Here is a 21,294-nt window from a genome sequence, read left to right as displayed (position 1 = left end):
GCATGGCACGGGTCCTGGTGGTATCGCTGAACTATCGCACGGCAGAGATGACCCTGCGCTCTGTCCGTGCGGCCCTGCAGGCCATGCAGGGGATGGATGCGGAACTGGTCGTCGTGGACAACGACTCCGGCGACGGATCGTTCGAACGGATCGAACAGGCGTTGGCGACAGAGGACTGGGCGCAGGGTGCGCCGGTCCGGCTGCTGCAATCGGGTGTGAACGGCGGCTTCGGCGCAGGCAACAACCTGGGCATCCGTGCCGGGATGCGAGACGGCAGCACGCCGGATTACGTCTATCTGCTGAACTCCGATGCCTTCCCGGCGCCGGACGCGATCCGCCGCCTCTACGACCACCTCGAAACCCATCCCGAGGCCGGTTTCGCGGGCAGCTATATCCACGGCGAGGACGGCGCGCCGCATGTGACCGCCTTCCGTTTTCCTTCGATCTGGTCGGAACTGGAAGGCGCGATGCGTTTTGGCCCGGTGTCCCGTGCCTTGCGGCAGAAATCCGTGCCCATCGGTGTGCCTGGGGCCACGCGGCGCGTGGACTGGCTGGCCGGGGCGTCGATCATGATGCGCCAAGGCGTGCTGGACGAAATCGGACTCTTTGACGAGACGTTTTTCCTGTATTTCGAGGAAACCGACCTGTGCCTGCGCGCCGCCCGCGCCGGGTATGAAACGCATTACGTGCGCGACAGCGAGGTGGCGCATATCGGTTCTGTCTCGACCGGCATGAAGAAATGGCAACGTATCCCCGGCTTCTGGCTGGACAGCCGCTGGCACTATTTTTCCAAGAACCACGGGCGCGGCTATGCGGCGCTGGCGACGCTGATGCACGCGCTGGGCGGCGCTTTCTGGCGGTTGCGGGTGCTGGTGCAAGGCAAACCGCCCGCCGATCCGGCGCATTTCCTGCGCGACCTGATCCTGCATGACACCAAGGCACTGGTCCGGCCCCTGCCGGAGCGGCGCGAGGCCGTGCGGCCCCCGGTCGGGGTTGCGGCCAAAGCACAAGCGGAGTGACCGAGATGGCTATGACCTGCGTTCTTTGGGGCAATGAATCGCTCCTGGTGCAATGTGCCGAAATGGCGCTGGACCGGGGCAACGCCATCGCGGCGGTCGTGACGGACAACGCGGACGTGCGGGGCTGGGCCGAAGGGCGTGGCCTGCGGGTCGAGGCGCCGGGCGCGGGTCTCGCGGCACGGCTGGGCGGTGGGTTCGACTGGCTGCTCTCCATCGCCAATCTCTCGATCATTCCCGATGATGTTCTGGCCCTGCCCGCCCGGGGCGCGGTCAATTTCCACGATGGCCCCCTGCCGCGCCATGCCGGGCTGAACGCGCCGGTCTGGGCGCTGATCGAGGGCGAGACCCGCCACGGTGTCACCTGGCACCTGATCGAGGGCGGCGTGGACGAGGGCGACATCCTGGTGCAGGCGGAATTCGACATCCGGCCCGGCGATACGGCGCTGACCCTGAACACCAAGGCCTACGAAGCGGCGATGGGATCGTTTCCGGCGCTGCTGGACCAGCTTGAAAGCGGCGCGCTGACCCGCGTGCCGCAGGACCTGGCACAGCGCAGCTATCACGCCCTGGCCGACCGGCCCGAGGGCTACGGCGTGCTGGATTTCACCCGCCCGGCGGTAGAGCTGGAACGGCTGGTGCGGGCGCTGGATCACGGCCCCTACTGGAACCCGCTCTGCGCGGCCAAGATCCGGGCGCGCGGGGCGCTCTGGCTGATCGGTCATGCGCGGCTGACAGAGGGGCACGGCGCGCCGGGCACGGTGCTGGACGTTTCGGACGACCGGTTGACCGTGGCCTGCGGCGAACATGCGCTGGTGCTTTCCGGGCTGACGCGCATCTGCGGCAGGCCGGTCGATGTGGCAGAGATCGCGGGTGTCGGTGAGGTGCTGGATACCGTGCCAACGGTCGACATGACGCCAGTTGTGCGCGTTGACGGCGTGATGCGCCGTGTTCTGGCCGACCTGCAACCGGCAGAGCTGGGCGGGCTGACCGAGGGCGAAAGCGCACTGGACACCCGCGCCCTTACCTTGGCCCCGGACGCGGCAGTGGCGCAGGTCATGCGCTGGGCGCAGGTGCTTTGCGGGCGCGAGACCGTGGACCTGGCATGGGCCGATGGTGCGCTGGAGGCATTGGCCGCCAGCGGTCTGGTCGCTCCCTGGGCACCATTGCGCGCGGGATCGGTGTCCAAACCCACCCCTTGGGCGACGGACCTGCCCGCCCGCGCGCCGGACCTCAACTGGCCCGATGTGCCGCAGATCGGCCTTGCGGTCGATGGCGCGGGCCATGTGCCGGGCACGGTAATGACCGTGATCCTGGGCGAGGCGCCGGTGCTGTCCTACGATTCCGGGCGCCTGCCGCCCGCACAGGCGGACCTGCTGGCGGCGCGGCTGGAATTCTCCGGCGTGGGCCTGCCCGGGGCGGAACGCGACCTGGTGCTGAACCAATGGAACGCCACGGCAACCAACCATGCCCGCAACCTGACCATGCACCGCGCCTTCGAGGATCAGGCAGCGAAAACGCCCGATGCCGTCGCGTTGATCTTCGAGGACCAGAAACTCACCTATGCCGATCTGAACGCCCACGCCAACCGGGCCGCGCACCTGCTGCGCGAGATGGGCGTGGTGCCGGGTCAGATCGTCGGCCTCTGCTGCCGCCGCTCGATCGACCTGATGGTGGGCGCGCTGGCGATCCTCAAGGCCGGTGGCGCCTACCTGCCGATGGACCCGTCCTATCCGGCGGACCGCCTGCAACATTTCGTTGAGGACAGCGGCGCGCAGGTGATCGTCACGCAGGCCGCGGTGGACCCCTGCCTGCCGCGTCATGATGCGCAGCTTCTGGTACTGGACGCCGAGCCACGCCTGGCCGCGCAGCCGGTCGAAAACCTGCCCGACACCAGCGGGCCAGAGGATCTTGCCTACCTGATCTACACCAGCGGATCGACCGGCAAGCCCAAGGGGGTGATGGTCGAGCATCGCAATGTATGCAACTTTTATACAGGGATGGACGCCCATATCCCGCAGGACAACGGGACATGGCTTGCCGTCACTTCGCTGTCCTTCGACATATCCGTGCTGGAGCTGTTCTGGACCACCGCGCGCGGCCTGACCGTTGTGCTGACGGGCGACGAGGACCGGGCGCTGATTTCCAAGGGACCGATGCCGCGTGGCAAGGGCATGGAGTTCTCCCTGTACTACTGGGGCAACGACGATGGCGCCGGGCGGGACAAATATGCGCTCCTGCTCGACGGCGCGAAGTTTGCCGATGAGAACGGCTTTGTCGCCGTCTGGACGCCGGAACGGCATTTCCATGCCTTCGGCGGCCCCTACCCGAACCCCAGCGTGACCGGCGCCGCCGTTGCCGGTGTGACCAGAAACATCGGCGTGCGCGCCGGATCGGTCGTGGCGCCCCTGCACCATCCCGCGCGGATCGCCGAGGAATGGGCGGTGATCGACAACCTCACCAACGGGCGCGCGGGGATGGCGATTGCCTCTGGCTGGCAGCCCGACGATTTTGTGCTGCGCCCCGAGAATACCCCGCCCGAAAACAAGCCCGCCATGATGCGCGACCTTGAGACCGTGCGAAAGCTGTGGCGCGGCGAGGCCGTGGGGTTTCCGCGCAAGGATGGTTCGATCCACGAGGTCGTGACCCAGCCGCGCCCGGTGTCGAAGGAACTGCCGGTCTGGGTAACGACCGCCGGCAATCCGAAAACCTGGCAAGAGGCCGGGGCGGCGGGCTGCAACGTGCTGACGCATCTTCTGGGCCAGTCGGTCGAAGAGGTCGGTGAAAAGATCAAGCTGTACCACGCGGCGCTGCGCGCGGCGGGGCACGATCCGGCGGACTTCAAGGTCACGCTGATGCTGCACAGCTTTCTCAGCGACAGCCGCGACCATGCCCGCGAGATCGCGCGCGAACCGATGAAGGATTACCTGCGCTCCGCCGCCGGTCTCATCAAGCAATACGCCTGGGCCTTCCCGGCCTTCAAGCGGCCCGAGGGCGTGTCTAACGCCTTTGACCTGCAACTGGACGGGCTGGAGCCCGAGGAACTGGACGCGATCCTGGACTTTGCCTTTGAGCGGTATTTCAACGACAGCGGGCTGTTCGGCACGGTCGAGGACGCCCTGAAGCGCACCGAGGAAGTGCAGGCCATCGGCGTCACGGAAATCGCCTGCCTGATCGATTATGGCATCGACCGTGAGACGGTGCTGGAAGGGCTGAAGCCGCTGGCGCAGGTCGTTGCGCAAAGCGGCGGTGCGACGGACCTGGCGCCGGACGATTTCTCGATCGCCGCGCAGATCGTGCGGCACGGGGTGACGCATCTGCAATGCACGCCTTCGATGGCCCGGATGATCGCGATGAACGACGAGGCGCGCTTTGCCCTCAAGAGTGTACAACATGTATACCTCGGTGGAGAGCCTCTGCCCGGTGCTCTTGTGCAGGAGTTTGCCCAGATCACGCAGGCGACCGTTACAAATATGTACGGGCCAACGGAAACGACGATCTGGTCCTCCTGCACGCGCGCCGAACCGGGAGAGGCGGTGGTCAACATCGGCCTGCCGCTGGCCAATCAACAGCTTTACGTCCTCGACGAGGACCGCGCCCCGGTGGGCGTCGGGCAGGAAGGCGAGCTGTGGATCGGTGGAGAGGGTGTGACGCGCGGCTATTGGAACCGTGCCGACCTAACGGCAGAGCGGTTTGTCGAGAACCCGTTTCACGGCGGGCGCATGTACCGCACCGGTGATCTGGTGCGGCGGCGTGCGGATGGACGGATCGACTTTGTCGGTCGGGTGGATCACCAGGTCAAACTGCGCGGCCACCGGATCGAGCTGGGCGAGATCGAGGCCTGCCTCGAGGCCATCGCCGGGGTCACGCAGGGCGCGGTCCTTGCGCGCGAGGATGTGCCGGGCGACGTGCGACTGGTGGGCTATTACACCGGCGCGGCCAAGGACGAGGCCGCGGTCAAGGCCGCGATGGCGCGCGACCTGCCCGCCATCATGGTGCCGGGGCGCTTCGTGCATCTCGATGCCTTCCCGCTGACCCCCAACAAAAAGGTCGACCGCAAGGCGCTGCCCAAGCCGCAGGCCGTCGCGGCGAAACCGGCGCCCGCGCCGGTTGCCCCGGTGGTCCCCGCGACCGGGGGCGATGCCGCCCAGGTCGAGGCCGCGATTGCCGCCATATGGCAGCGCACGCTGGGGGTTGTGGCCTCTGGCCGGGACAATTTCTTTGACCTCGGCGGGCATTCATTGCTGGCAGTGCAGGCGCATCGGGCGATCCGCGAGGAACTGGGGGCCGCGAAACTGTCGATCACCGACATCTTCCGCTTTCCGGTTCTGGCGGATCTTGCGGCGCGGGTGGCCGGGTTGGCCGACGGGATGGTGCGCGCGCCTGCGGCGCCTGTTGCGCCCAAACCTGACCCGGCACCCGCTGCCACCCCCGACCGGGCGCAATCCCGAAGCGAGGCGATGGCGCGGCGGCGTGAGATGCGCGCCCGGCGCCGGGCCTGAAAACCGTGCCGGCAGCCCATCTGGAAGACCTGGTTCGCCAGATCGGCTCTTTGCGGGGTGTGGGCTGGGGTGTGGCGGTCCCCGGAGAGGGGGAACTTTATCCGGCAGAGGCGGCGGCCATCGCCCGCGCCCGCCCGGAGCGGCGCGCAGAGTTTGCCGCCGGTCGCCTTGCCGCCCGCCGCGCGATGGCGCAGTTGGGTTTGGCAGATGCGGCGATCCCGATGGGCGCCGACCGCGCGCCGGTTTGGCCCAAGGGGCTGGTCGGCAGTATCAGCCATGCCGAGGGGGTTTGTCTGGGCGTGGTCGCGCGGGATGCAGACTATCGAAGCCTTGGCATCGACGTCGAAGGGGATGACCCGCTGGCCGAGGACCTGATCCCCGAGATCTGTCTGCCCGAAGAGCTTGGGCTTTTGCCCGCAGGGGCCCGGGCTGCCCGTGCCAAGCGCCTGTTTTCCGCCAAGGAGGCCGCCTACAAGGCGCATTACCCGCTGGCGGGGCAGGTCTTTGGCTTTCACGGGCTTCAGGTTGACCTGGGGCAGGGCTGCGCCCGGTTTACCGATCATCCCGAAGTTGCCTCAATTCCGCCCGAATCGCGGTGGGATCTGCCCCTGCGCCAGGTGGTCGGGAACGGTTTGATCCTGTCTCTGAGCGCCGTCCCGGCGGACATTTCCTGAACCCAGAACACAAAGTTGCCGCAATTACCCGCTGTTTACCTGTATCCAGCTGGAAATAAGGCGGAAACATGGCGCTGGTTCGCAGACGCGACACGCATTGTTTCCGGCTTTTCCTTAGCCAAGTCGTGGCGAAATTTAGGCAGATTTGCTAGATTGGGACCTGAAGATGGCGCGTTCGGGGCACGCCCGGTCCGTGTCGTCTCCGCACCGGGGGCGGTTTTGCGGGAGTGTTGAAATGAGTCAGTTCCAGTCCATCGGCGAAGTTTTCGCCGCCCTCAAACGTCGCGCCCTGTTGATCCTGGTGGTCACGTTCCTGGGCTGCCTTGCCTCGTTGTATTACGCGATGGGGCAGACCAAGGTGTTCGAGGCGACGGCGGTTGTCCAGATCGAGGATGCCCAGGTGCCCGATCAGCTGGCCGGGGCGCTGGCCGCGACCAATGACGCCGCTCGTCGGGTCCGACTGATCGAACAGCGCCTGATGGCACGGGACAACCTGGTGCGGATCATGGAAAAACACGCCCTTTTCAGTGCCGACCCCACCATGACCATGAGCGAACGTGTTGGTCGACTGCGGGATTCGGTGCGTATTCAACAGCTTCTCGGCCAGGCGCAAAGTTTTGCGCCCGGTGGCAACGCGCCCTCGGGGCTGATGATTTCCGTCCAGATGGATGACGCGCAAAAGGCGGCGGACGTGGCGAACGAGCTGATGCAGTCGGTGATCGACCAGTCGCGCGACCGAAGCGCAAGCCGCGCCCGCGACACGCTGGATTTCTTCGTCGCCGAAGAGACGCGCGTGGGCGCCGAGATCGACGTGCTGGAAGCGGAGATCGCCGAGTTCAAGCGCTTGAATGCCGAGCAACTGCCCACGGGTGTTGTCGACCTGCGGTCGCAGTTGGGCAGCCTGCGGGACACGGACCTGGAACTGGATCAGCAGATCCTGACGATGCAGACCTCCAGCGACCGGACCCGGGACGAGGTGCGTGAACGCCAGATCGCCGCCCTGCAGGAACAGAAGGCCCTGATCGCGGCGCGGATCACCCAGATCGAGGCCCAGATCGAGGGCGCGCCCGAGGTCGAGCGCGAGCTGAACCGGTTGGACCGCGAGATGACCCGCCTGCAGGAACAATACGGCGTGATCACCCGGCGCAAGGCCGAGGCCGAGCTAGGGCAATTGCTGGAGGATCGCAAGGCCACGGACCGTTTCGAGGTCCTGGAAACCGCGCTTGTCCCGGAATACCCGGTGTCGCGCAGCCGTAAGAAGCTGGCCATGATGGGCGGTGTGGCCAGCCTGATAGCGGCGCTTGGCCTGGCCTTCCTGATCGAGACGATGAACCCGGTGATCCGCAGCGCGGCCCAGATGGAGCGGGCGCTGGGCATTCAGCCGGTGGTCGCGATCCCGGTGGTGACGACCCGGCAGGACCGCCGAAGCGGCGGGTTGAAACTGCTTGGCAAACTGCTGGCGATCTTCGCGATCCTCGGCCTGGGCCTGAAACTGCTCTGGGATCGGTCACCGGTGCTGGCAGAGTTCACCGAACGGTTCCTGCCACGGGCGATCCGAGGCTAGTCGCGAGACATAACAGAGGTACGGGTGCGCTTGCCCTGCAGCTGGAGAGCGTGCTTGTGGGCCGGGCACGGGGGCGCCCGGCCTCAATAACTGTAACGGTCGAGTTCGGTGCCTTCGGCCTTGTTGAGGATCATCCCCAGGATCGGAGTGCCATCGCCCAGGCGCCGTTCGACCTCGGCGATTTCCTTTTCCGTCGTCATTCCGCCGCCGATCACCAGCAGAACACCATCGAACAGGGGCCGCGCCGCGATCACGTCGTCGTAGGAAAGGGCCGGGGGCAGGTCGATCAACACGACGTCGGGGTCGAATTCGTCCTCGATCCGCTGCAGGCAGCTCTCGGCACGCGGGTCCTGCAGCAGTTCCGAGGCATAGGCTTCGGGCCGGCCGTTGAGACCGAAGGCGATGTTGCGCCCGGCGTTGACCGGGTTGCGCCCCATCCGCAACAGGTGATCGCCCGGCGCTGTCATGCCGCGCAGCATGTCACCCAGAGAGCCGGGGTCCGAGACGCCCAGGATCCTGTGCAGGCTGGGCCGGCGCATGTCGAGGTCCAGCAGCAAGGTCCGGCAGTTTTCCTGTCGTGACAGGCTGATGGCCAGGTTGGCGGCGGTGAAGGTCTTGCCGCATTCCTTGCCCGGAGAGGTGATCGCGACGCGGCGCCAGCCGTTCTCGTGCAGGGCCTGCAAAAGCCGGGTGCGCAGCACGTCAAAGGCCGCATGGGCGGGATCATCGCGGCTGGCGGTGATGATGCGGTTCCGGTCCAGATGCCCCTTGTCGACGGTCATTTCCGACAGTCTGGCCCAGGCACTGTCTACCGGGTCCGGTTCTTGTGGCGCCCGGGCAGAGGCGGGCGTGCTGGCCGGTTGCTCCGTCACCGGGACCATGCCCGTCAGTGCCAGCGGGGGTACGGTCTCGGTTGCTTCGGCGCGCTCCCGTGCAAGGCGCTCTTCCTCAGCGCGGCGCGCGGCGTCTTCGGCGGTCCTGGCCTCGGCCAGGCGCACCTGTTCGGCTCGTTTTTCCTCTTCGGCAAGGCGTTCGGCCTCGGCCTTTTCTTCCGCGGCTTTCCGCCGGGCCTCTGCGGCGCGTTCCTCGTCCGCGCGCTCGGCCTCGATGCGGCGTTCTTCGGCCTGTTTCTCGGCCTGCAATGCGGCCTCGGCCTCTGCGCGTTCGGCGGCTTCGCGGGCCTCGGCTTCGCGCCGGGCGCGGGCGGCCATGACGCGGCGCAGCGCCTCGGCGCGCGCAAGTTCTTCGAGTTCTGCGCGGCGGCGGAGTTTTTCCTGCGCCTTTTCGCGGGCCTTCGCCTTGTCTGCGGCCTCGGCAATGCGGTGGGCCTCTGCCTCTGACCGGGCCTGTTCTGCGGCCGCGTCGCGTTTGCGGGCGGCCTCGCGCGCGGTCTCGTCCAGCGGGCGCACGGGGTCAGGCGGTTCGGACACGGGGCGTGCCGATCCCGTGGCGGATGTGCGTTTGCGCCGGAATTTCGGGCTGTCCATCATGTTCATGCCCCTTGCTCCGCGGCCTTCCGGGCCGCGCGTGTCGCCCGTGCGGCCCATGATACCCTTGTGCCCCGCCAATCTGCAGGGCGCGATTCAGTTTTCCGTGTTCGGGATCGCCACAAGGACACCCGGTCGATTTTCGTTAAACCAGCCAAATCTGGCCAGAATAAGGTGGAAACGCCGGGATTGTTGACCAGCACAGCCAATCCAGCGGGGTCAAAAGCCAAAGAGGTTGGCCCGCGTGATCGCCTCTTCGACGAAACGGGCCTTGTCGGTCTCGGGCTGCCAGCCCAGCACGTCCTTTGGCCGCGTGTTCACGAAGGGTGAGAAATGCGCCCGGCTTTTCCAGTCGGCCAGCGAGGGGCGGATCACGCCCTGGCGCCGCAGGGCGTATTTCTTGAGCAGGTATTTCATCGCGTCAGAGGCATAAAAGGCGTTCAGGTTGCCCGGCACCACGCGGATTTTTGCGCCCAGCGTTTCGTGGATGGCGTTGAAATAGCCTCGGGCCGAGAGCATCGGCTCTCCGATCAGGTTAAAACTCTGCCCTTCGACGGGCGCGTCGATCATCCGCACCAGCCCGTCGGCCACGTCGTCGATCAGGACAAAGGGCAGGATGTTACGCCCGTGACCCCAGATGCGCACCGCGCCCGCCCCGTGCCAGCGCCCGATGCCCCAATGTTGCAGCGGTCCGCCGTGGCCAACGACGATCCCGGGCCGCGCGATGACCAGCGGCAGACCCCGTTCCCGGTGCAGTTCCAGCAGCTTGCGTTCGCATTCTGCCTTGGACCGGGCATACAGGTTGCGGTCTGTCATGTCCTCGGCAAAGCCGGTGTCCTCGGTGATCTGCACGTTCGGATCGGACATGTCGTAGCTGGCGATGGTCCCGGTGTAGATCAGCCGTTTGACACCGGCCTTTTCGCTGGCCATCGCGATGCGCAGAGCCACGCCGACATCGTTTTTCAGGCAATCGGCCCAGGTGTCGTCCAGCGACTTGGCCAGGTTGAAGACCACCTCGATCCCCTGCATCGCCTCTGTCAGCGCGTCGAGATCATGGAGCGAGGCAGAGACGGTTTCGACGTTGTCGGGCAGGTCGGGGAAGGGGCCGGATGTCCCGCGCGACAGCACCCGCACGTCACGCCCGTCGGCCACAAGGCGCCGGGTCAGGGCGCGGCCGATGAAACCCGTGCCGCCGATGACCATCGCCGTCGGTTTCGGGTGCCGGGTCTGCACGGCTGGGGCGGTGGTCTTCAGGGTCTCGGGCGGCAGTTTCGCGATCATCGCGTCGATGGTGCGCATGACCTTGACCGCGCTTTCGCCGGAAAAGCGTGCATCCTGCGGCTTGCCCTCGGCCAGAGCGCCATAGATCGCGGCGTTCATGCCCCGAAAGGACAGGCCATAGGGATTTCGGGTGTTCAGCGAGCGGAGCTGTGTCCAGGCGTTCGACAGCCCTTCGCGCCGATGCTGGCGGGACAGTTCCAACTGTTTCTTCAGCGGGTTGGCCACCAGATCGGCGGCGTTTTCCCGCTCCACCACCAGCACGTCCTGCGCAAAGTCCAGCCGCGCCCGGGCGGATGAGCCGCGCAGGGTGACGGAGCGGTCGTCGATGGTTTCCACCATCGCCAGCGTAAAGGTGATCTCGACCTGTCCGGCGCGGGCCAGGATGCGGAACCCCTGCGGGCGCGGGTCCTCTCCCGGCAGCATCACGGGATGGGTCGCATGGGCGTGCAGGATTTCCATGTCACCGAAAAGGTCCTGCGCAAAGGCCACCAGGTGCGGCCCCAGTTCCAGCAGCAGGTTTTTCGGCTGCCGCAAGAGCCACAGGTTGAACGGACCCGACCGCAGCGGCGCCAGCGGCAGTGCCCAGGTGATCTCTGCCGAAGAGACACGGCCATAGTCGCCCGCCGCCAGTGCCTCTTTCATGCGGACATAGGATGGCAGGCCAAGAAAGTTGTGCCCGGGGTGGAATTTGCGGTTCGCCTCCACCGCTGCCCTGTGGATGGAATCGGTCTCGTCGCCGGATTCAGCCACAGGTTTTTCCACAAGCACGTGCAGCCCGCCGGTGAGGCACTGAGTCGCGATATCCTTATGTATATTTGGCGGCGTCAAGATGTGGACGGCGTCGCAGGCCTTCGAATCGATCAGCTCGGTGACAGTTGTGAACACCCTCGCGCCAAGCGGCTCGGCCAGCGCGCGGGCGGCGCTTTCGCGCATGTCGCAGACCGCCGTGACCTCGACGCCCGGGGTCGCGCGCAGGGCGTCGGCGTGCCAGTCTGCGATGTAACCGGCCCCGATCAGGCCGACGCGGATGGGGGTGGACATGGGTTAAATCCTCATTTGTATTCAATAATCCGCATTTCAACGCCAGAGAGCCGCCGCGCGTGAAACCGCGCCATGCCGATCAGGTTCGGGAATTTCGACAGGGTCAGCAACAGGGCCAGCCGGTGCGCCTGTCCGGGCGGCAATCCGTCGGCGCGCAGTCCGCGGATCGAGCGGACATGGCTGTAGCCATAGAGCAACAGGACAAGTGCGCTGATCCAGGACGTGGTGAAAAACCCGGCCAGGAAGAGCAGCGGCAGGACCAGGGCAAAGGTCAGGACGCGGCGGCGTTCGGTCCGGAAATACTCTGGGTGCAGATGGCCCACCTGGGCAAACCCGTGGCCCGTGCGGACCGCACGGCGCCACCACTGGCCAAAGTTCAGCATGGCGGCATCGTGGCGCGTCATTTCCAGCGGCAGGCGTTCCAGCTGCCAGCCGGCCTTGCGCAACCGGGTGCAGAATTCATCGTCCTCTGCGGCGATCACCGAGGGGTTCATGCCGCCCACGCCCGCCCAGGCCTCTGCCCGCACCATCATGTCGCCGCCACAGGCCTGGATCGGCCCGGCGGGGCGGTGCCATTCCCAGTCGCAGATCGCGTTGTAGATCGAGGTATCCGGATGGATTTCCGACCGCCAGCCAGTGACGAGACCAAGCTGCGGGCACGTCTCGAGATGCGTACGCGCGGCGTCGAGAAACCCGGGGTGCAAGGTGCAATCGCCGTCGATGAACATGACAATGCGCGGCGCGGTCAGCGCGTCGAACCCGGCGTTCCGGGCGCGGGCGGCGGTAAAGGGCGTGGACATGTCCAGTTCGACGACCTTTGCGCCGGCGGCGCGCGCCTCGGCAAGGCTGTCGTCGGTAGAGCCGGAATCGACATAGACGATCTCGCGCGCCTGCCCCTGGACAGAGGCCAGCGCAACGACCAGCCGCGCGCCCTCGTTCCGGCCGATCAGGACGACATCGACGGGGGTCACGGACGTTTCCCCCGTGGCGGCGTTCCGGTGGCATAGCCGCTGAACAGCGTCGACAGCCAGCCCGCCTCGCGCGTGATGTTGAATTCGGTCTCGACCTTGGCGCGGCCTTCCAGACCCATCCGCCGGCGCCGCAGGGGGTCCTGGGTCAGGGCCTTGATGGCGTCCCGCAGGCCCTCGACGTCACCGGGCGCCACCAGCAGGCCAGAGGTGCCCTGCGCCACCAGTTCCGGCACCCCGGCGATGCGGGTGGTGATGACCGGAACGTGAGAGGCCATCGCCTCCATCAGGACCACAGGCACGCCTTCGGCGAAACTGGGCAGGACAAAGAGATCCGCCGTCGACAGTGCTTCCGCGACCTCGGATTGCGACTGGTAGCCGGTGAAAGTGACGGGCAGCCCCTGCGCTTGCGCTTCCAGCGCGGCGCGGTCGGGGCCGTCTCCGATGATCGTCACACGCAGTCCGGGCGTGTCGGGGGCAAGCCGGCGCAGCGCCTCGACCAGGATCGGAACGCCCTTGACCCCGGCCAGCCGGCCGACGAACAGCAGATGCGTGCCCTCGCCCGCGTGGGGTGCAGGGGAATACCGGTCGGGATCGACACCGCAATGCACGATGTGAAAGCGGTCCCAATGCGCCTGGTCGGCAAAGCACATCAGCTGTGACCGGCAGTATTCCGAGATGCAGGCGACAAAGGTGGCGCGGGCCGCCTTTTCGTCGATGCGCCAGTGGTGCGGCTCGAAGAAGATGTCCGGCCCGTGGATGGTGAAACTGTAGGGAATGCCCGACATTTCCGAGGCGAGCATGGCCACCGTGCAGGAGGCCTTGGCGATATGATTGTGCAGGTGGTCGACACCCTGATCGGCCAGATGTGCGGCCAGCACCCCCGCCTCGAGGAAATAGATCAGGTTGTAGAGCCGGCCTTTCACACCCTTGGGCGCCGTCCGCCAGGCCAGCTTCAGCGCGCCCAGGTAACGGCCCGGTTGGCGCATCCAGCGCAGATGGGCGCGCAGCAGGGTCAGCGGGTTTCTTGCCGCGTCCAGCACCTTGTAGGTCCGGGCGTGTTCCGCGCGCTGTTCCGGGCCGACGAGGTGTTCGGCCCCGGTGGTGCGGATCGAACAGGTCTCGACCTCATGGCCAAGTGCGCGCAGGGCGGCGACCTCGCGCTGGATGAAGGTATCGGACGCGCGGGGGTATTCACCGGTCAGGTAGGCCAGTTTCGGCAGGCTCATCCACGATCCTCCGCCGCGCGGGTCATCAGGCCCTCGAAGGTGTCGATATCCTCACCCGGAAAGGCGCTGCGCATCCGCGTGTTGGGATAGCGCAGCGGCATGAGCCGTGCCCGCAGGATGTTCTCGCGAAAGAGGCCGGGCAGGTTGCCTGAGATTGGTTTCAACAGGCGCACCAGTGCAAGCCAGGCCCCGTAGGGAACCGTCACGTTCAGGCGTGGCCAGCCGAAACAGCGCCTGTGCGCGCGCAGGAACCGCGCGCGGGTGGGGCGATCGTCGTCAAAGACATTGACGATGCCGGGGCCGGGGGTGGGCGTGCGCGCAGCCTCGACGGCGATTTGCGCGCAGAGGTCCACATGGGCCAAAGGCAGCTCGCCATGCGACCCGATGGTGACAAAGAGCTTGGAGGCCCGGAACCCCTGCAGCGCGTGCCAGGTCCGCCCCGGTCCCCAAAGCGCGCCGGGCCGCAGGATCCAGCCGTCCTGAAGATCGTCGAGGAACAGTGCCTCTTGCAGGCGCTTGGAGCCGGCATAGGCGTCGCGGGCCTGTTCCGGCGTATCGGGCAGGGGGATCAGCGGCGTGGATTCGCTGACCGCGTCACCGGGCGCCAGCGCGTCGGTATCATAGACGGCAAGGGATGAGATCAGCACGAGGCGTGCGTCACTGTCGCGCCATGCGTCGCGCAGGGTGCGGGTGGCGCTCAGCGTGTCGCGGGCGACTGCCGCCAGATTATCGCCCAGATGGGCCGCCGCGTGGATGATGGCGCAGTCCTCGGGTAGGGCTGCGCGCAGGCGGTCTGCGGCATCGGGGGCGGTCAGGTCCAGTTGCAGTGGTGTGATCCCCGCGTCCCCGGCCCAATCCCCGGGCAGGCTGTTGCGATAGAGCGCAAGGACCGGCAGGCCCCGGCGCCGGGCCTCGGCCACGCAGGCGCGGCCCAGAAAACCGCCCGCCCCGGTGATGGCTATCGTCAACTGGCCCAAGGCATCGGCTCCATCGCTGTGCAGGTGGTTGTCATGGACTGGGCACCGCTCGTCTCTCCGGCGTTCTGGATCGCCAGCGTGACCTCTGTCAGGTGCAGGGCAAAATCGTTCGACATGCGGCAGGGGCGCCCCTGATGAAGTGCCTCCAGCACCTCGGCCGGACCCAGCATGAAGTTCATCGCCGCGGCCCCCCATCGCTTGACCTTGGGATGGGTCGGCTGCGGCAGGCGCAGGGTGCGGGGAAAGGGATGTTCCATCAACCGCCGTCGCAGGGTCAGCCGACGCGCGAATGTCACCTTGGCCGCGTTGTCCCAGGCGGCGGCGCATGACAGCACGCCCTTGTCGCCGACGATGCGGATACGGTGATCGTGCGGCGCAGTGATGGAACAGGTCAACCGCGTGACGGGCCCCTTGTCAAAGAACAGCATCGCCACCGAGAGGTCCGGCGCGAAGGGGCCTGTGCCTTCCTTGTCAGGGATGGTCTCGGCAGAGGCGGCGACCACGGTGCGCACCGGCCCGAACCAGGAAATCAGCCAGGTCAGGTAATAACCTGCGTGCTCCATAGTGCAGCCGGTGCGGAATTCATCCTCATAGGGCCAGGGGGCGCCGGAGTCCGACAGCCACTTGCGATAGGCGGCTTGCGGGATGAACCCGTCGTCGAGTTCGGCGTAGATGGCGCGGGGCGTGCCAGCGATGCCGGTGCGCAGGGCATGTCCCAGGGTCTGGGCCGCCTCTCCCAGCGCGGAACAGGGCGCAGAGGCCAGCATCAGCCCGTTTTCCCCGGCCAGCGCGTGCAGTTCCTTGGCCTGTTCCAGCGTCATGGCCAGCGGTTTTTCGGAATAGACATGGCGTCCCGCCTGAAGGCAGGCGCGCGAGGTGTCGAAATGGGCATGGGGATTGGTGAGGTTCAGGACCAGCGCCCCGGGCGCACGGTCCAGAAGGTCCGCCAGGCTGGCGCGGGCCGGCAATCCCCAGAAATCACAGAAGGCGCGCAGGCGGTCGGCATCCTGATCCCAGACCCCGGCGACGGTTATCTCCGGCATCGCGGCCAGCGAGCGCATGTAGAGATCGGCGACAAAGCCACAGCCCAGCAGAACGACCTGCCCGGCCTGCGCGCCCTGACCGGCGCCCGACTCTGCCCTGCTCGACTTCACTGTGCCACCCTTGGCCCGCCTGTGTTGGTGCGAAGATAAAACACCTAAACATGGCCATATTTCGACGTGCACCGGGAAATTGCGGCAGTGCGGCACCAGTGATGTCGAAAAAAGGGAATGTATTGTGGAAAGGTCACTGCGCCTGTCACGGGAACAGGCTATTGCTGCGGTCGGGGGAACAGGGTGCCGTTATGGAATTCCGATTTGGCGATGACACGGTTGTCGTGAACGTGCCGACATGGGCCGTGCTCGAGGCGCGGGTGCGCGAGCGGTTTGCCCGCCGCGCCGGTTTTGCGCTGGCCACGATCAACCTCGATCACATCGTCAAGTTGCGCGGTTCGGACAGTTTCCGCACCATCTACGCGGCACAGGATTTCGTCGTGGCCGACGGGTATCCGATCGTCTGGCTGTCGCGGCTGGCGGGGCGGCCCGTGTCGCTGATCCCCGGCTCCGAGGCGATTCTGCCGCTGGCCCAGATCGCGGCGGCGCAGGGGGTAACCGTGGCGCTGTTCGGGTCGTCCGAACCCGTGTTGGCGGCGGCGGCGGAATACCTCGAACGCGAGGTGCGCGACCTCGAGGTCGTATGCCGGATCGCGCCGCCGATGGGATTCGACCCGGCGGGCCCGGAGGCCGAGGAGATGTTGCACCGGATCGCTGAGTCCGGCGCGCGGCTGTGTTTCATCGCGCTGGGAGCGCCCAAACAGGAAAGCTTTGCCGCCACCGGGCGCCGGGTGGCGCCGGAGGTGGGCTTTGCCTCGATCGGGGCAGGGCTGGATTTCTTTGCCGGCACCCAGCAGCGGGCGCCGAAATGGGTGCGCCGGATCGCGATGGAATGGCTGTGGCGGATGATGCTCAGCCCCGGGCGGCTGGCCGGACGCTATGCGAAATGTGCCCTGGTGCTGCCGGGTCTGGCGGTGCGCTCCATGCTGTTGCGGTTCCGCGACCGCAAGGCATGACCGGGGGCGGTGGGTGCAATCACCCACCCTACGGCGTCAGAGCCTGCGGGGCCGTGGGCGTCGCATCATCAGCGTGTCTTTCAATTTCGTCTTGAGTCCGCGCGGCGGCAGCAGTTCCATGTCTCGCTCAAACACGGCGCCGTTCAAGGCTTCATCCCGCATCAGTGCCAGTTTCACCCCCCATTGCGCGGCTGTCTCCGGCGGTAGCCCATCGGGGATGCCCATGCCGGTGGCCAGCGCCCCGGGCAACCAGTCGGTGAGGACGATACCGGGAAAGCGGTCGAACAGATCGGCGATCAGGGCGCGGGTCAGCACCCTTTGCGCGCCCTTCGACACGGAATAGGCCGCCGAGGCGGGCAGGGGCGCGATGTCGGCATAGCTGGCAACGTTCAGGATGCGCCCTGTCCCGCGCGGCGCCATGTCCTGCAAGGCGGCCCAGGAGCAGGCGTAGACCCCGCCTAGATTGATCGCCAAGCTTTGCCAGAACAGCTCTGGCGTTTCGTCGAAAACATCGCGCCTGGGGTAGACGGCGGCGTTGTTGATCAGCAGGGCCAGCGCCCCGTAGCGGGCTGTGACCTCGGCAAAGCCCTGCCGAACCGCCGAAAAATTCGACACGTCCATCGGCAGCGCTGTGAACCGGCCTGCGCAGGTGGCGCCGGTTTCCTCCAGCGCCGCGGCCCGGCGCCCGGTGCCGACCACGGTAAAGCCCGTGTCGCAAAGCTGGCGGGCCAGGGCCCGGCCCAGACCGGACCCCGCGCCGGTGACAATGGCAAACCCGTCTGCCGGCGTGATCCGGGTCATCGCTGATCCTCCAGGATGTGGCTAGCCACGCGCAACGCGTTGGCGGCGATGGTCAGGCTGGGGTTCACTCCCATCGAGGTGGGCATGAAACCGGCATCCGCAACCCAGAGGTTTTGCAGGTCATGCGCACGGCCATCGGCGCGGGTGACGGAGCTGGCCGGATCATGCCCGAAGCGCAGGGTGCCGCAGGGGTGGCCCCAGTTCAGTTCTGGCGTCATCGACAGGAACAGGTGCCGGTGCCCGCGCAAGCCCCTGCGCAGCGCCTTGCGAAAGGCGCGGCGGCGGCTGCGCAACTCATCCGACAGCGTATAGGTCACGGCCAGTTTGTCGGGGCTCGCCGGATCGAAAAGCACCCGGTTATGGGCGTAGGGAAAATCCTCCATCAGCCCGACAAAGAGATGCGCATGGCCCAGCATGGTCTTGGCGACGGCGGCCAGGGGACGCGACAGGGCGCGCAGGCGCGGCTGGCCGCGCAGGTCGAACATCCGGTTGAGGAAATGCACCATCTCGCCATAGGAGGCGCGGATGCCCATCGCCTGGACCGCGCCCAGCCGCATGTCCTCGCGGTGATAGAAGTCGCGGAACGAAATCGACTTGGTCGCGCCGCTGTCCGGCACCCCGCGTTTCGGCCAGAGCGCAAAGCGTTCGTCGACATGCAGCATCAGGTTACACCCGACAAGGCCCGAGGAATTGGCAAGGCCCCTTGGCGCGGCCTCAGAGGCCGAAGCCAGCAGCAGCCGGGGCGAATGCAGGGCGCCGGCGGCAAGGATATAGCGCCTGGCGCTGAGCGTCCGCGTCTCGCCGTCGATGTGGATCTCGGCGCCGGTGATCCTCGTGCCATCACTCATCAGGTGCGTGACCGCGACGCCGGACAACAGATGCGCATTCCCTGTCGCCAGCGCAGGTTCCACCCCGGCAGAGCGTCCGTCCATCTTGCACAGCTTCGGGCACTTTTTGCCCAGGCAGTTCTCACAGCCCTCGACCCGGGCGATGCCGGTATGGGTGCGGTAGGGATGCAGTCCCGCGGCGCGCAGGCTGTCTGTCAAGGCGGCCTCTGCCGCGTGCAGGGACGGCGGGGCGTCCAGCGGCATCGGCGTCTCGGGCGACAGCGGGTCGGGTGTGCCGTGCACCCGGAATTGCCGCGCGGCGCGGTCGTACCAGGGGGCCATTTCGTCAAAACCCACCGGCCAGCCGCCGGTGGGATGGGGCTGTCCCGGAAGGTCGTCCAGATCGTGCCGTTCAGGCCGTTCCAGCGTGGCTGCGTAAAAGACCGAGCTGCCGCCGGGACCGCTGCCCAGAGGGGCAAAGAACTGCGTTTCCACCCCGTCCAGCGAGACATGCAGGGGATCGGGCCACAGACCGCGCGCGGCGCGGGCCTCGGGGACAAAGACCTCTGTCAGGCCGTTGCGCTCGCTGCGCAGGCCCTCCGCGCCCTTCTCGACGAACAGCACCTTTTGCCCGGCCTCTGCCAGGGCACGGCCCAGCGTGCCGCCGCCCATGCCCGCGCCGATGACGATGGCATCCCAGTCGGTCTCGAACAGAGAGGTCATCCGTCCGAGGCCCCTTGCATCGAGACCTCGGGGATCAGCGGCCGAAAGACCGGCTGCAGGACCGTGCGGATCCGGATCGCGGCGGAATTGGTCAGGTGGTTGTTGTCGAAATACTGGCCCTGCCCGCCTTGCACGGCGGAACAGGTGCCATCCGTGCAGAACTGTGGCCAGGTGTCGAGGAAGGTAATCACTCTCTGCTCTGCCAGCGGCAGCCAAGGGGCATCGGACAGGGTGGCCCGCAGGACGATGGCCGCCGCCGGAACGCTGGTCTCTGTCCGCGCGGGCGCGGCCAGGGGCAGACCCGCATGGGCGGCCTCACGCGCCGCGAGACGGCTGTTGTAAAGCGGGATTTCCGGCGGCTGGCGCAGGACATGGACGCGGGACACATGGCGGCGCAGCTCTGCCACCGTGTCGCGCGCGGCCTCTGCCAGCAGCTGCGGCTGTGTCACCTTGGTAGAGACGGGCCGGTCCGTGGGGTGCAGCGCGATCCTGTCATGCGCGTTCAGGCCGACGCCCTGTCCGGTGGCATAATAGGCCCACCGTCCGATGAGCAGGACGGAGTCAAGGTTGTCGAGGGCGGGCAGGGCCTGGCGGATCTGGGTGTTGGCCTGGGTGCAGGCCATGTCCTGCGCGGCGGTGGCGGCGCTTTCGACCTTGCGCAGCCCGAACAGGGGCGCGCAGCCGGCGCGCCAGAGGAGGATACCGGGCACCTCTGCCTCATGCGCGGCGACGTCCAGCCCCTCTTTCATGGCGCGTACGTGGCTGTCGCCCCAGACCAGCAGGCGTGGCGCGCCCGCCGGCCCGATCGGGCAGACCTCCAGCCCGTCGAGCGGGCCGTCATCGGGTATGGAGCAGCGGCTCCAGTCCTGGAGGAAGTCGCCCGAGGCGGCGATATGCACCCGTGCCTCTGGCCCGAACCGGGCAGGCAACCCGTCGCCTTTGAACAGCATGGCCCCCAGCGCCAGCGCGGCGGTGGAGGCCAGCGCAACGCCCCCGAAGACAGCGCGCCCGGACAGCGCGCGGGCATGGCGCACGGGCTGTTCGACAAAGCGCCAGGACAGCCAGGCGAGACCGAAGGACAGCGCCATCCACGCCAGCGATTCCGGCAGGCCCATATCCCCCCGCAGCGACGTGGCCAGCGTGTAGACCGGCCAGTGCCAGAGGTAGAGCGAATAGGAAATCAGCCCGATCATCCGCATCCAGGGATGGGTCAGCAGCCGATTGACCGCACAGGCCCCGGTGCCTGACGACAAAAGCAGCACGGTTCCCAGCACCGGCGGAATTGCCAGCACGCCGGGAAATAGCGGCCCCGCCGGAATGAAGCAGATCGAGGCCAGCACCATGACCAGCCCGACCGAGGGCAGCGCCGGGTGCCCACGCCAAGTCGCGCGGGTTTCATGCCCCCAGATCGCCAGCAGGACGCCGGACAGCAGCTCCCAGGCGCGGAACGGGAAGAGGTAGAAGGTGGCCGTGTGCGACAGCGGCGTGACCAGCACGCAGGCGGCCAGCGACACAGCCCAGCAGGCCATCAGCACGCCGATCACCCCCCAGCGCCAGCGCGCCAGAAGGACAATGGTCAGCGGCAGAAAGATGTAGAATTGCTCCTCGACCGCGAGCGACCATGTGTGCAGGAGCGGCTTGTCCTCTGACGCGGTGTCGAAATAGCCTGCCTGTCTGAAGAACAGGACGTTCGACAGGTAGACCGTGGAGGCGATCACCGCCTTGCCGTATTCGCGGAACTCGAACGGCAGCAGCAGGATCCAGCCCAGCGCGGTGGTGACCAGCAGCATGGCGAAAAAGGCGGGGGCAAGGCGGCGGAAACGGCGGATGTAGAAACTCGGCAGGCTGATGCGGCCCGTCGAATCGTATTCGCGCCAGAGGATGCCGCCGATCAGAAACCCCGAGATGACAAAGAAGATATCGACGCCCACGAAGCCGCCCGAGAGCGGCAGGCCGAAGTGGTAGAGCACCACGGCCAGCACGGCGAGAGCGCGCAGCCCGTCGATGTCCCCCCGGTAAGGGAGAGGCATATGCGCAGGCGCGCTCATGGCTGCGGGTGTCCTCGGCCAAGGGGCGGGAGCGTCATCTTCGTCC

The 21,294-nt window shown here is 67.0% G+C and carries 14 protein-coding genes; 5 read left to right on the top strand and 9 right to left on the bottom strand.

Going from position 1 to position 21,294, the window contains the following annotated elements; all coding sequences use genetic code 11:
* The first annotated feature begins 2 nt into the window (after positions 1-2).
* From BLQ71_RS12860 to BLQ71_RS12845, 4 genes are all read left to right on the top strand, one after another.
* Positions 3-1,019 carry a glycosyltransferase family 2 protein gene (locus BLQ71_RS12860; protein WP_074622000.1) on the top strand — a complete coding sequence of 339 codons (1,017 nt, stop codon included), beginning with the start codon at positions 3-5 and terminating at the stop codon, positions 1,017-1,019.
* A 5-nt stretch (positions 1,020-1,024) separates the two neighbouring features.
* On the top strand, positions 1,025-5,518 hold the full coding sequence (locus tag BLQ71_RS12855) for a MupA/Atu3671 family FMN-dependent luciferase-like monooxygenase (protein WP_074621999.1): 4,494 nt from the start codon (positions 1,025-1,027) through the stop codon (positions 5,516-5,518).
* A 5-nt stretch (positions 5,519-5,523) separates the two neighbouring features.
* On the top strand, positions 5,524-6,192 hold the full coding sequence (locus tag BLQ71_RS12850; RefSeq protein ID WP_083342237.1) for a 4'-phosphopantetheinyl transferase family protein: 669 nt from the start codon (positions 5,524-5,526) through the stop codon (positions 6,190-6,192).
* 235 nt (positions 6,193-6,427) lie between these two features.
* Complete coding sequence (locus tag BLQ71_RS12845) at positions 6,428-7,756, top strand: GumC family protein (protein ID WP_074621997.1); 1,329 nt, start codon at positions 6,428-6,430, stop codon at positions 7,754-7,756.
* 83 nt (positions 7,757-7,839) lie between these two features.
* Here BLQ71_RS12845 and BLQ71_RS12840 read toward each other — a convergent pair whose 3' ends face one another.
* The 6 genes from BLQ71_RS12840 to BLQ71_RS12815 form a co-directional block, all read right to left on the bottom strand.
* Positions 7,840-9,252 (bottom strand): CpsD/CapB family tyrosine-protein kinase, encoded by a 1,413-nt coding sequence (locus tag BLQ71_RS12840; RefSeq protein ID WP_229754854.1) that lies wholly within the window; start codon positions 9,250-9,252, stop codon positions 7,840-7,842.
* 210 nt (positions 9,253-9,462) lie between these two features.
* Positions 9,463-11,565, bottom strand: coding sequence for an NAD-dependent epimerase/dehydratase family protein (locus BLQ71_RS12835; RefSeq protein WP_074621996.1), 2,103 nt, complete (start codon positions 11,563-11,565; stop codon positions 9,463-9,465).
* An 11-nt stretch (positions 11,566-11,576) separates the two neighbouring features.
* A complete protein-coding gene (locus BLQ71_RS12830) occupies positions 11,577-12,536 on the bottom strand; it encodes a glycosyltransferase family 2 protein (RefSeq protein WP_074621995.1) in 960 nt (319 codons plus the stop codon).
* Positions 12,533-13,762 (bottom strand): glycosyltransferase family 4 protein, encoded by a 1,230-nt coding sequence (locus tag BLQ71_RS12825; RefSeq protein WP_074621994.1) that lies wholly within the window; start codon positions 13,760-13,762, stop codon positions 12,533-12,535. The genes BLQ71_RS12830 and BLQ71_RS12825 overlap by 4 nt, the downstream gene beginning before the upstream one ends.
* The gene (locus BLQ71_RS12820; protein WP_074621993.1) at positions 13,759-14,739 is read right to left on the bottom strand and encodes an NAD-dependent epimerase/dehydratase family protein; all 981 of its coding nucleotides are present in this window, start codon (positions 14,737-14,739) and stop codon (positions 13,759-13,761) included. Before BLQ71_RS12820 ends, BLQ71_RS12825 begins: the two co-directional genes overlap by 4 nt.
* Positions 14,727-15,893 carry a Gfo/Idh/MocA family protein gene (locus tag BLQ71_RS12815; RefSeq protein ID WP_083342235.1) on the bottom strand — a complete coding sequence of 389 codons (1,167 nt, stop codon included), beginning with the start codon at positions 15,891-15,893 and terminating at the stop codon, positions 14,727-14,729. Before BLQ71_RS12815 ends, BLQ71_RS12820 begins: the two co-directional genes overlap by 13 nt.
* A gap of 191 nt (positions 15,894-16,084) precedes the next feature.
* On the opposite strand from BLQ71_RS12815, the gene BLQ71_RS12810 reads away from it, so the two are divergent.
* A complete protein-coding gene (locus BLQ71_RS12810) occupies positions 16,085-16,849 on the top strand; it encodes a WecB/TagA/CpsF family glycosyltransferase (protein ID WP_043140325.1) in 765 nt (254 codons plus the stop codon).
* 36 nt (positions 16,850-16,885) lie between these two features.
* On the opposite strand, the gene BLQ71_RS12805 is transcribed toward BLQ71_RS12810, so the two are convergent.
* Genes BLQ71_RS12805 through BLQ71_RS12795 form a run of 3 tightly spaced genes read right to left on the bottom strand, consistent with a single transcriptional unit; the run spans position 16,886 to position 21,248 of the window.
* Positions 16,886-17,650, bottom strand: a complete 765-nt coding sequence (locus BLQ71_RS12805; RefSeq protein WP_074621992.1) for an SDR family oxidoreductase — start codon at positions 17,648-17,650, stop codon at positions 16,886-16,888.
* Entirely contained in the window at positions 17,647-19,200 is a 1,554-nt protein-coding gene (locus tag BLQ71_RS12800) for a GMC oxidoreductase (protein WP_074621991.1), read from the bottom strand. Before BLQ71_RS12800 ends, BLQ71_RS12805 begins: the two co-directional genes overlap by 4 nt.
* Positions 19,197-21,248, bottom strand: a complete 2,052-nt coding sequence (locus BLQ71_RS12795; RefSeq protein ID WP_074621990.1) for an acyltransferase family protein — start codon at positions 21,246-21,248, stop codon at positions 19,197-19,199. The genes BLQ71_RS12800 and BLQ71_RS12795 overlap by 4 nt, the downstream gene beginning before the upstream one ends.
* Positions 21,249-21,294 lie beyond the last annotated feature (46 nt).

Source organism: Antarctobacter albus, assembly GCF_900101505.1.
Lineage (GTDB): Bacteria > Pseudomonadota > Alphaproteobacteria > Rhodobacterales > Rhodobacteraceae > Antarctobacter > Antarctobacter albus.
The sequence above is the reverse complement of the archived record's forward strand: the minus strand, read 5'-3'. Positions and strand labels throughout refer to the sequence as shown.